Raw genomic sequence first — 12,925 nt, 5'->3', positions numbered from 1 at the left:
GCCATGTTAGAGCTATTTATCAAACGACCGATCTTATCTACAGTAATATCGGTTTTCATCACGCTATTAGGCTTGTTGGCTTTGACTTCTTTGCCTATCACACAGTTCCCCGAGATAGTTCCTCCTTCAGTCGTGGTTACAGCTAAATACACAGGTGCCAATGCGGAAGTACTGGCCAAGGCAGTGGCTACACCACTTGAACGGGCGATCAACGGTGTGCCAGGTATGAGCTACATGACTTCTGTGAATACGAATGATGGGGTAACCTTGATCAATATTGTTTTTAAAGTAGGAACAGATCCGGATCAAGCCGCTGTGAACGTGCAAAATAGGGTTTCCACAGTATTGGATGAATTACCTGAGGAGGTTATACGTGCTGGGGTGCAAACAGAAAAGGAAGTAAACTCCATGCTTTTGTATTTGAACTTGGTAACGTCTGATTCTACCCAAGATGAGAAGTTCGTGTACAATTTTGCAGACATTAATATCCTCCCTGAACTAAAAAGGATCGATGGGGTAGGTTTTGCTCAAATCATGGGCTTTAAGGATTACGCCATGCGGGTTTGGTTGAAGCCGGACAGATTGGTCGCTTATAACCTTTCTCCACAAGATGTGACAGAAGCCATCCGTCAGCAAAATGTGGAGGCGGCGCCTGGTAAATCCGGTATTGCTTCTGACAGAGATCCTCAGGCCTTGCAATATGTATTGAAGTACACGGGCAAGTTTAATCAAGAGGAGCAGTTTGAAAATATCACCTTGAAAGCATTGCCAGATGGTTCCTTGCTCAAATTAAGAGATGTGGCCGACGTGGTGTTTGATTCTCAAGAATACAGCATGGTTTCGATGACAGATGGCAAGCCATCCGCTTCTATTATGATCAAGCAAAGGCCAGGTTCCAATGCTCGTGAGGTTATTCAAAACATCAAAGATAAAATGGATGAATTGCAAGAAGATTCATTTCCTCCTGGTATGGAATACAATGTATCCTATGATGTTTCCCGATTCTTGGATGCTTCTATTTTTGAAGTAATTAAAACTTTGATCGAGGCATTCCTTTTGGTTTCCTTGGTGGTGTTCATTTTCCTTCAGGATTTTAGGTCTACACTGATTCCAGCGATTGCGGTTCCCGTATCCTTGATCGGCACCTTCTTTTTCATGCAGCTATTTGGTTTCTCCATTAACTTGTTGACACTGTTTGCCTTGGTTCTTGCCATTGGTATTGTGGTGGATAATGCGATTGTGGTAGTGGAAGCTGTGCACGTGAAAATGCATGATTTGAAAATGAATGCCTTGGATGCCACCTTGGCTGCGATGAAGGAAATTGGAGGTGCGATTGTGGCGATTACCTTGGTAATGTCAGCGGTATTCGTTCCGGTGAGTTTCCTTTCAGGTCCAGTTGGGATTTTCTATCGACAGTTTTCCTTGACGCTGGCCATTGCTATTGTGATTTCAGGGATTAATGCCTTGACCCTATCACCTGCACTTTGTGCCATGTTATTGAAAACAGTTGATGTGGACCATAGCCCTAAAAATGGAAGGTTACAGCAGTTTTTTTATGGTTTCAATAAGCGATATGATGCCTTAGCAGCCAAGTACAGTGGTGTAGTGAATGCCATTGCTGGTAGGAGAGTAGTGACTTTTGGAGCGCTGATTTTATTCTTTGGATTGACCTATGGGGGTTTAGCTGTATTGCCGACAGGATTTATTCCCAATGAAGACCAGGGAATGGTGTATGTCAATGTGACCACGCCTCCCGGAGCTACTGTGGAGCGTACATCAGAAGTGATGGATATGGTTCAGGCGAGCTTACTTCCTTTGGATGAAGTAGAAACCATTTCAACTCTTGCTGGCTACAGTTTGATGACAGAGACAGCTGGGGCATCCTATGGGATGGGAATGGTCAACTTGGTCGGATGGGGAGACCGTGATAAAAATGTCAATCAATTGATTGAAGATTATCAAGAGCGCGTGTCCCATATCAAAGGAGCAGAAATCCAATTCTTCTCCCCACCACCGGTTCCGGGTTTTGGTAATGCATCGGGATTTGAACTGAGAATGCAGGACAAAACGGGAGGATCCTTAGCTGTTATGGCGCAAGTCACGGAAGATTTTCTGGATGAGTTGAATGCAAGACCAGAACTCAAAGAGGTAACTACCAACTTTGAGCCAAACTTCCCACAATATGTATTAAATGTGGATCATGATAAAGCTGCCAAACTAGGGGTATCGGTCAATGATGCCATGGAGACCTTGCAGTCTTACATCGGAAGTTTTTATTCTTCCAACTTTATTCGATACGGACAGATGTATAAGGTGATGATTCAAGCTTCTCCTGAGTACAGAACATCTCCCGAATCTTTGTTGGCTATGTATGCCAAAAATGATCGAGGACAAATGGTACCCTATTCTAATTTTCTAACCTTGGAAAAAGTCTATGGCCCAGAGCAGCTTACCCGATATAATATGTTTAACTCAGCCTTGATTACGGGAGATGCAGCACCAGGATATTCTTCAGGCGATGCCATCAAAGCAGTGGAAGAAGTGTCTTTGAAGGTTTTGCCAAGAGGTTTTGATATCGATTGGTCGGGTATTACACGGGAGCAAATCGAATCTGGAAATCAGGCAATCTACATCTTTGCTGTTTGTTTGATTTTCGTCTACTTGTTATTGGCAGCACAATATGAAAGTTACTTCTTGCCTTTGCCGGTAATTCTATCACTTCCTGCTGGGATTTTCGGTTCTTTCTTGTTTTTGAAGTTGACGGGTCTGGAAAACAACATCTATGCGCAGGTATCACTTGTCATGTTGATTGGTCTTTTGGGTAAAAATGCCATTTTGATCGTAGAGATTGCTATCCAAAATAGGGATAGGGGACTATCTATTTTACAAAGTGCGATCAATGGTGGAGTTGAGCGATTGAGACCTATTTTGATGACTTCCTTTGCCTTTATCGCTGGTTTGATTCCCTTGACTATTGCCTCAGGTGCAGGTGCTATCGGTAACCGAACTATCGGTACTGCTGCAGCAGGAGGGATGCTTATCGGTACCTTGGTTGGGGTTTTTTTGATTCCAGGTCTGTATGTGGTGTTTGAAACACTCGACACCAAATTCAAGAAAAAGAAAACCATTGAAATCAAACAAGAACAAGTAGTTTCATGAAAGCATTTGTGAATATATATACACTCGCTGGGCTGCTTCTGATAGGTCTATTCTTGGTTTCTTGTAAAACTGCGGAATTGACCTTGGAAGATACTCAGACGGCACTGCCAAGTAATTTCGAGGCAGAAATTATATCTGAAGAGCAATCATCAGTCGCCTTAATTCAGTGGCAGTACTTCTTTGAAGATGAAAATTTGAAAGAGTTGATTCAAGTGGCCTTGGAGAATAACCAAGATCATTTGAAAACGCTGGAGAGAATCCGTATAGCCCGAGCTAATTTCAGAATAGCAAAAGGTGGATTACTTCCAGAGGTTAATGCACTTGCGGGTGCTTCCGTAAGGAGGTTTGGTGAGTATACCATGGATGGAGTCGGAAATGCTGACTCCAACCTTTCTCCAACGGTACCCGAAGATAAACTTATACCGGATCCATATCGGGACTTTATTATCGGAGCGCAATTTAACTGGGAAATTGATGTTTGGTCCAAACTTCGTAATCGCAAAAAAGCTGCTTTTGCAAGGTTTATGGCATCCGAAGAAATGGTCAACGCCATCAAAACCTGGCTGGTTGGAGAAGTTTCTCAACAATATTATGAGTTGGTTGCCTTAGATGAAGAAATTCGGATTTTGGAAGCCAATATCCAATTGCAGGAATTTGCTGTCAATCTTTCCAAGGATTTAAAGGAATCTGGAAAAGAGAATCAATTGGCAGTAGATCAATTTGAAGCTTTGATGCTGAATTCAAAAGCGCAGTTGGTGGACAGAAAGCGTGAACTTCGGACAGCTGAATTGCAGATGGCACAATTACTTGGTGTATATGATTTTCAGCACAATCGGAATGCCATGGATGAGGTTTTTGGGATTCCTGATTTGGTGGATATAGGATTGCCAGCCGAATTGTTAGCATATAGACCGGATATCCGAATGGCCGAGCGGGAGTTATTGGCATCAAAAGCAGAGGTACAGGCTGCACGAGCGGCCTTTTTCCCAAGTATTAAATTGGGAGGAATGGCTGGTTTCAATGCTTTTGATTTCTCTCGTTTGTTTTTCAGTCCTGCTTCTACTGTTTACCAGCTTGGTGCTGGTTTAGTGGCCCCAGTATTTAACAGAAATCAGATCCGTATGGATTTTGAAGCCGCGAAAGCTGGTCAAAAGATAGCCTATTTGGATTATGAACAAACAATCTTCAAAAGTTACTTGGAGGTATTGAATTTGGTCAATGAGTTCAGTGCTTTTGATGAGCAATTGCAACTAAAGACTTATGAAGTTGAAGTTCAAAAGCGTTCGGTAGAAAATTCCAACATTATGTTTCGGGTAGGCTATGCTGGATACCTTGAAGTTTTGAATGCCCAGGTTAATGCCTTGCAAGCAGAAATAGAGTTGATTGAATTGAAAAAACAGCAGCTTCAGGCGAATGTAAGATTGTACCGTGCGCTGGGAGGAGGCTGGAATTAAGCAAAGAAAATACTTTCTTAAACAAACAAAAAGCCCCGGTACTTACCGAGGCTTTTTAGTATTAGGATAACCCTTATTTGAACTTAAACACTTATTTAGAGAAACTCTAAAAATGTAATCAATTTTAGACAAATTTATCTTTGATAAAAATACCTAACGTTAGGTATTTTTCAAGCTATAAAATATGAAAAATTAAATAATAAATTACTTTAGTTATAATTTATAAAATTAAGGCTTTAATATTTTGATAAATGATTCAATAAATTAAAATTAGTTTAGCTCTTAAAAGAAAAAAGGGGTGATTTGAATGAACCACTCCTTTTTCATCAATAAGCTTATTATTTTTTATGTTCGGCATATCTTTCAAAGAATTCTATAATCCGTGCGATCCGGTCTATTCTCCTATGTACTGCCCCAGACCTGGAAAGCTCGTGCCCCTCTCCGGGATAACGGACATATTCCACTGGTTTGCCTAGAATTTTCAAACTTTTATAAAGGAGTTCAGACTGTCTTACACCGGTTCTTAAATCCAGATCTCCATGTTTTATCAACAATGGGGTCTGAATATTCTGCACATACGTTTGAGGACTATTATAATCCAGTATTTCTTTGATACCCTCTTCCCATGGGTACCCAAAATGGTTAGGCACCAACCTCCAGGCATTACCTTCACCCATAAAAAAAGTGAGTTCATATACCCCTCTTTGGGCAAAAGCAGCTTTAAATCGGTGGTCATGACCAACAATCCAAGCGGTAAGGTAACCTGCATATGAACCTCCTGTGAGGAACAGTTGCTCTTTATCTATCCAATCAACTTGATTTTGGGCTTCATCAAGAGCACCCAAAACATCTGCAGCAGGCCCATCTCCCCAGTTTTGGAAATTCTCTTTCTGGAAAGCTTTTCCATAGCCCCCACTGCCTCTAGGGTTGGCATAGACAAGGCCATAACCTTTGGCTGCCATCGCTTGGAACTCATGCCACATGGAAAACTCACCTGGACCCCACATGGCAGATGGTCCACCGTGCATATTCAAAATAGTCGGATATTTCACACCTGGCTTTTTATTTACAGGCTCCATCACCCAATAATCTATCGTAAGACCATCTTCAGTGAGTAATTGATGGGCAGTAGGTTTGGAAATTATTTTATCTTTTAACCAGGGCTCATTGAATCTTGATATTTGTTTTGGATTTCTGTTATTTATATCACCTACATAAATTTCAGAAGGGTTTTCAATTTTAGTCAGTGCATACACCAGATTTTTTTGGTCAAGGTCAAAACTGGTCACTCCCACCGGGCCGGAGATGATAGGATCTATTTTTGAATTGTTGATCTGAGCCCTCCATAAGGTAAATCCGCCTTGGTTAGCCCCAGTAAAATAGATGCTTTGGCCATCTTGGGACCATTTTGGATTTCCCACACTTCTGTCCAAACTTTCCGTAAGCCATTTAAATCCAGAACCATCAGGACGGATTATTCCAATCATGGACATGTTGTAAGAAGGTTCTTCCATATTTTGTCCACCTATGGCAATCCATTTGCCATCTGGAGAAAAGGCAGGGTTGCCAACGCGATGATTTTCAAGCGAAAAGAAAATCTCAGCCGATAAGTTGCTCAGATTGATTTTCCAAATTTCAGTATGGTTGGTAAGATCAGGGTGTTCGGTATTTTTCAGTGATGAAGCCAAGATGTAAGTACCATCGGGAGACCAGTTTGCACCAAAAAAACTTTGGAAACCTGAGGTGATTTTTTGTGCTTCCCTTGTATCTAAATCGATTATGTTCAAGTGAGAGAAATACAAATCTGGACTGAGGTCTGTTTCTCCTAAAAAATTCAATCTATCAATTACTTTGGGATCGTTTTTACCAGCATTTTTTGCCAAAAAAGCCCTCAATTCCTCCAGGTTTCCATCAGGGTTTGGTTTGATTTCTTCTTTTGCAAATCCTTCCTTGATGGCCTTATAGTTTGGCTCATCTCCATAAGCCCTTCCAGGTCTTTGGATTTCCCATTCAGGATTCCCCTCAATGGACCAAATGGGATGGGTAGTATTGTATAGGATTTTCTTACCGTCAGGGGACCATATAGGGCTGGAAACATTGAGTTTTTCAGAAGTTAAAACCTGGCTTTCACCACCTTCCAAAGGCAAGATCCAGACTTGGTTTTTTCCATCTTTTGACCTTATAAAAGCAACATGTTTTCCATCAGGGGATAATTCAAAAGATGAAATATTGTATTCAGAAGAAGTTAGTGGTTTCCCAGATTGGCTATCATTTAAGTCAGAAACCCAAAGTTGGGACTTATAGGTATATTGGTCATCTGAGGCCATCTCAATAAACCGTTTAAGATATAAGACGCTTTTTCCGTCTTTTGTCAACGTATGATTGTCCGTGCTCACGATTTTTGTCAAATCCCCGATATTGACAAGCTCTGAGTTTTGAGCCAAGACTGGATATAAGCTCCAGAAAAGGCTGAGGATAAGTATTAAACTGATTCTGATTTTCATTACTATTGGTTTTTTATATGGAACTTAAACTCTATATATTTAGATTGGAAACTTGTTCAGACTGTGAAAATAAAAGATTAAAATTGTAAAGGCATTAATTTTACATGACCGTATGGCATATTTTGAAAAATTGGATATTTCTGTTTTTAGTTTTTTTGATGAGTCAACCGATCCAATGCTTGTATTCAGTGAAGACCAGATTGTCTTTGTCAATAAGTTTTGGTTAGAGAATTTCCAGTTTGATTTTAACAAGTGGCAAGAGTTTGTGAACAGCAGCCATAGTCAGAATGAACTTTACCGGTTTTTTTTGGGTGGAGAAATCCCCAAAACCGATTTTATGAGGGCATTAAGAGGTAAAAATGGTTATTTGAGCAGGTTTCATTGGACTTTTGTGAACCTATCTTCCAATACTTCTAAACGGTATTGCCTTGCCAAAGGGAGGAGGCACTTTTCTCTTGGTGAAATTATGTATTCTCAAAAATATGGCGAACAGTCAATCGAAAACCATAAAGACCTGAGTTTCCTAGAAACTATTCTTCGGAACAGCCATGACATGTTAGCCATTATGGATGGCAATAAGGTTTATAAATTTATAAGTTCTTCTATTATCGATAAATTGGGCGTAAACCCTGAAGCAGTTATCGGTAGATCTGTAGATTATTTTATTGAAAAGGGGTTGATTGAATTGGTAGAGGGGGATGTCAGCAAGCTTTGGACAGGGAAAGAAGAGGTTAAAATTAATTTTTGGGTTAAGCGTCCTGATGGAAGGAAAGTGTTCTTAGAGAGTTATGCCAAAAACCTGATGGATGATCCAGCTATTGAAGGGGTGCTTTTCAGTGCAAGAGACATTACGGATTATTATGAAGCGAAAAAGTCTTTGGAGAAGCGATTTGAACTCCAAATTCTGATCAATAAAATTTCCACAAAGTTTGTGAATGCTGATTTTCAGCAATTGGATTCGGTCTTCAAGGAATCTTTGCAAATGCTTGGGGTGTTTGAAAAGGCAGATAGGGCCTATATATTTCTTATCCATAACGAACTCCAAGCGATGGAGTATATATATGAGTGGTCTAATGAAGGCATTGAGCCTCAGATTCATCAAATGAAATTCATTGATATTGATGAATCTGCTTATACCATGCAAACACTTCGGAGGGGGGAGATTATGGTAATTCCCGATGTAGAAACCATGCCTTTGAGCTTGGCAAAGGAACAGGAAGTTTACAGAAGGCAAGGAATTAAATCTGTTATTTTAATTCCGATATTCTCTGAAAACAGACTGATTGGGTTTTTTGGATTAGATGCAGTAAAGGAAAAAAGGGAATGGGTAGAGAAAGACGAGTATGTGCTCCGGCAATTAGGCGATATCTATGCAGGAAGCTTTATCAATAGAGCCATCCGAAAAAGCTTAGATAGAAACGAGAAGCTTTTGGCGTCTACTGAAATTTTGGCTAAATCTGGATCCTGGAGGTATAGTGATTCGAGAAACAGATTGGTGTTTTCTAAAGGGCTAAATCGTATTTTTGAACTGGACGATCATATAAATTCTGCTGAAATATCAGATTTATTGAAGATAATAGGTGATCAAAGTAGGCGTGAACTCCTAAAAAAACTCAGGCTTGCATTTTTTGAAAAGCAGGGCTCTGAAGGTGAGTTTTTGTTGAAATTTTCAGATGGAAGAGAAAAAATAATCAGCTACAATATAGAAGTCAGGGACTTGTCGGGAAGCAGTAAATCTGAAATTTTCGGTTATTGTACAGATATTACCCATAAGCGGGATGCTGAAAATTACTTGAAATTACAATCACAGATTCTGGCACAGGTTGATGATCCTATTTTTGTTACGGATATTAATTGGAATGTCATATACCTTAATAAAGCGGCGAAACAGGAATGTAATTTAGGACACAAAGATAAATTTCATGGTTTGCTTTTTGCACTTTTTGATTTTCTATCTGAGGATATTCAAGTCATACAATCTGAAATTTTGAGGCTGCACGGCACAGATGTTTATAAAAGAGAGCTAAACCTAAAGCCCTTGAATGGCATCGTTCAACCTTATGATATTACCGTACAGGCATTCTTGAATGACGAAGGGAAAAGGCTTGGTTACTCTTTCCTGATAAGGAACCTTTCGGTGTTGCAAAAACAAGAGGCACTTGCAAAAAGGGCCAAAATGGTGGTAGAAAACAGTCCTGCCGTATTATTTACTGTAGATCCAAACGACAATTTTAAAATACTTTATATATCTGAAAACATCAAGCAATTTGGATATCAGGCCCAAGAGTTGATTGGTAAAAAGAACATACTGGAATTTGTCCACCCTCATGACGTAGAAGAATTGCTGGATTTTCACCTTAAGGAGCAGGACGATAAAGGTATTCCTGCCTACTCTGGTGAATATCGATTGCGTAAAATTACAGGTGAGTACCGTTGGGTAGAAGACAAATCCAGGGAAATTTTGGATCAAGAAGGCAGGGTTGTTTTGCATGAGGGTATACTTCAGGATATTACCGATAGGAAAAAGACCAGAGAAGAAATAATCAGAAGCCAGGAAAGATACAGGGTTTTAGCAGCCAATATTCCTTTTATAAGTGTTTTCCTGATCGATAAAGACCTGCGATACATCGTTGCCCAAGGTTCTACATTAAAGGATTGGGGGATGAAGCCTTCAGATTTTGAAGGTAAAACTCTATCAGAAGTTCACAGGGGCAATTTAAGTGAAATAGAGCCAGCTGTCATTGAAGCACTGCATGATAATAAAGGGGTCAATAAAGTACTTGTATTCAGGAGGAGGTATTATGAGATGACTATCAAGCCCATCATGCATGGGGAAGAAGTAGAATATGCATTGGGTATATTGAGAGACATCAATGAAGAATACAAGGCGAAAGAAAACCTTCAAAAAAGTGAAGAGAAGTACCGTAGGCTTGTAGAGGAATCCACAGAAATCATTTTCTCATTGAATCCTGATTTTTCGATAACTTATATTTCGCCTAACGTCAAACAGTTTCTTGGGTATGAACTTACAGAGGTACTTGACCGAAAATTGACCGATTTTCTGCACGAAAGTGACAATTCAGAACTTGAAGAAATGGCCAGAAATCCACTTCAGTTTTTGGAGCAAAATCAGTATTTGGAATTTAAGTTGCGTAGAAAAGACGGACAGTATAGAATTTTCAGTTCTAACGGAAAAATAGTTTATGGGGAAGATGGGCAAATTTCATATAACGGCATCGCAAGGGATATAACCCTCCTCAAAGAAGCCCAAAAAGAACTTTATTTGGCAAAAGAAAAGGCTGAACAGGCTTCTAAAGTCAAATCTCAGTTTTTATCTATTATGAGTCATGAAATCAGAACCCCTATGAATGCAGTGATAGGGATGGCCCATTTACTGATAGAGGATAACCCACGGCCAGATCAGTTGGAAAATTTAAAAACTTTACAGTTTTCTGCGGAGAACTTATTGGGGCTGATCAATGATATTTTGGATTTCACCAAAATTGATTCTGGGAAAGTTGAATTGGAACATGTGGATTTCGAACTGAAGAATGTGATCAATAGAATCATACATTCCTACACCTACCAGGCAAGGGAGAAAGCTTTGGACATTCTTTTCGAATATGATGAGGAAATTCCGAGTAAATTATTGGGCGATCCAGTCCGATTGGGGCAGATTGTCAATAACTTGGTGTCCAATGCAGTCAAATTTACACCCCAAGGGTTTATCCGGATAGCGCTGACAAGAATTGATGAGAACTCTGAAGAAATTGCCATAAAATTTGATTTTGAGGATACAGGTATTGGTATTCCTGAGGAAAAATTAGACTCTGTTTTTGAGGCTTTCACACAGGCCAGTGCTGAAACGACAAGGAAATTTGGCGGGACCGGATTGGGTTTAGCGATTGTTAAAAAACTGGTAGCCCTTTTTGGTGGGGATATACAAGTTATACCGAGAGAAGGTGGAGGTACCCTTTTTACTTTTGTGGTAAGATTCCAGAAAGTCAAGGTGTTTACAGATGTTCACCTCAAGCAAATCGCGGCCACAGAAAAAGACCTCCATCAGGCCAAAATATTGGTTGCTGAGGACAACTTGGTCAATCAGGTGATGATTAATAAATTTTTGATGAAATGGGGGGTAAATGAAGTTGTTATTGCTGAAAATGGAAAAGAGGCCATTAAAGAATTTGATGATAGTGACTTTCATCTGGTTTTATTGGATCTTCAAATGCCTGAAATGGATGGATTTGAAGTAGCCTCATATATCAGGGCTCATTTGGATCCACATAAAAAGAAAACACCCATCATTGCTCTGACAGCTTCTTCCTTGATAGATGTCAAGCAACAATTAGATGAAGTAGGGATGGATGACTTTATTCCAAAACCGTTCAATCCGGATAACCTTTACGCCAAGATCATCAAATATTTGAATATATAATTTTCTCATTTGAGGGTATCGTATGCGATTAAGCTTTATTTTTGAGGGGAAACACCAGCGTATGAAGTTTGTCTATTGCAGTATAGTTTTAGTTTTTTTTCAGCTTGGGGTCTTTGCACAAGAGATCAATACCAACAGGTCCACCATGTATATGACCTTTGGAAACACAGGCTCTAATCTTCGGGAGTTCAATAATATGCTGGATAACAAAGGGTTGACTCCAATGAGGAAAGGGTACAATAATTTCAATTTTGGCTATCAGGCCAGAATAAATGACTTTGTTGTCGGGATGGAACTTTCCCAAAATCCTGGATTTGGATCAAGGTTTAACGGTTATGATATTGATTTTAGAACTACTCGGTTTATGGTCAACCTTGGGTTTTCTTTTACTGAAGAGGGCAGGTTTCAGCTGATACATTACATGGCTGTGGGTTCAGGGTTTCTCAATTTCCAGATGATAAGGGAATCGGATGCACAAAATATCGATGGATTCCTTACTAACCCTGAACATGGTTTTATTCTAAGGGATGGAAACATCCATAGAAGCTCTTTGAATTTCAGGGGTTTTTTGACAGAGTTTGGATTCCACATGAGTTATGATGTTCCGATTCCCGGTCGTGATGAAGCCATGGCACTAATCGGGCAATTTGGATATTCCTTTAGCCCATTTGAAGATTCATGGAGCCAAAATGGTATTAGTTTCAGCAATATTCAGTCAGGAGCATTTCTTAGATTAGGAGTTGGTTTAACGTTACCTGATTACAGTTATTTTTATAAAGATGCGACCATTGGCGCACATTTATTGTACGGTCTTCACTTTACGAGTCCGGATGCACTCAACAGACATTTGGAAGATAATGGCTTGAGGCCATTTTCTGGGAGGCCTAATAATTGGGGATTAAAAATACTAGGATACAGCAAACAGCTACTTTATGGGGTGGATGTTTTTAATTTAGGCTATGGGGGACAAGCCTCAGCTACACAAAGCCATACCCTTAATTCAGTGAGGGTCTATGCCAATGGTGGGCTAAAGTTTTTGGATCTAAGAAATATTGAAATAGGTGCCTTGGCGGGTTTGGGATTTGGTAATCTTCGGTATACGCTGACAAGTAATGCTAAACCTGATTTTCCAAGATTGTTCGAGGAACCCGACTTTGATGGACAGCTTAGAAGCTATGGCGCAATGGGTAAACCCGAACTCTTTGTAACGTATGGATTTCCTTTATCAAAAAGGAGATTTTTTGATCTGGTTCTGGGAATGCATGCGGGCTATGAGTTGCCGCTTACCCCTTATAATTTTTTAGGGCTTCCCATGTTTAAATACATGGCAAACCCTTACCTACAGTTCAGTGTCGGTATTAGACCTTAAA

General features: G+C 39.9%; 5 protein-coding genes. 4 read left to right on the top strand and 1 reads right to left on the bottom strand.

Annotated elements, in window-relative coordinates; genetic code table 11:
• Positions 1-3: 3 nt before the first annotated feature.
• The gene (locus B879_RS04575; RefSeq protein ID WP_009183976.1) at positions 4-3,159 is read left to right on the top strand and encodes an efflux RND transporter permease subunit; all 3,156 of its coding nucleotides are present in this window, start codon (positions 4-6) and stop codon (positions 3,157-3,159) included.
• Positions 3,156-4,613, top strand: a complete 1,458-nt coding sequence (locus tag B879_RS04570) for a TolC family protein (protein ID WP_009183975.1) — start codon at positions 3,156-3,158, stop codon at positions 4,611-4,613. The genes B879_RS04575 and B879_RS04570 overlap by 4 nt, the downstream gene beginning before the upstream one ends.
• Before the next feature lie 338 nt (positions 4,614-4,951).
• Here B879_RS04570 and B879_RS04565 read toward each other — a convergent pair whose 3' ends face one another.
• Positions 4,952-7,117 carry a S9 family peptidase gene (locus tag B879_RS04565; RefSeq protein ID WP_009183974.1) on the bottom strand — a complete coding sequence of 722 codons (2,166 nt, stop codon included), beginning with the start codon at positions 7,115-7,117 and terminating at the stop codon, positions 4,952-4,954.
• 112 nt (positions 7,118-7,229) lie between these two features.
• On the opposite strand from B879_RS04565, the gene B879_RS04560 reads away from it, so the two are divergent.
• Complete coding sequence (locus B879_RS04560; RefSeq protein WP_009183973.1) at positions 7,230-11,555, top strand: PAS domain S-box protein; 4,326 nt, start codon at positions 7,230-7,232, stop codon at positions 11,553-11,555.
• Between the two features lie 61 nt (positions 11,556-11,616).
• Positions 11,617-12,924 (top strand): hypothetical protein, encoded by a 1,308-nt coding sequence (locus B879_RS04555; protein WP_040400267.1) that lies wholly within the window; start codon positions 11,617-11,619, stop codon positions 12,922-12,924.
• Position 12,925: the final 1 nt, after the last annotated feature.

It is taken from the genome of Cecembia lonarensis LW9 (assembly GCF_000298295.1).
GTDB lineage: Bacteria > Bacteroidota > Bacteroidia > Cytophagales > Cyclobacteriaceae > Cecembia > Cecembia lonarensis.
Note: the sequence above shows the minus strand (reverse complement) of the source record. Positions and strands in the feature narration are given on the sequence as shown.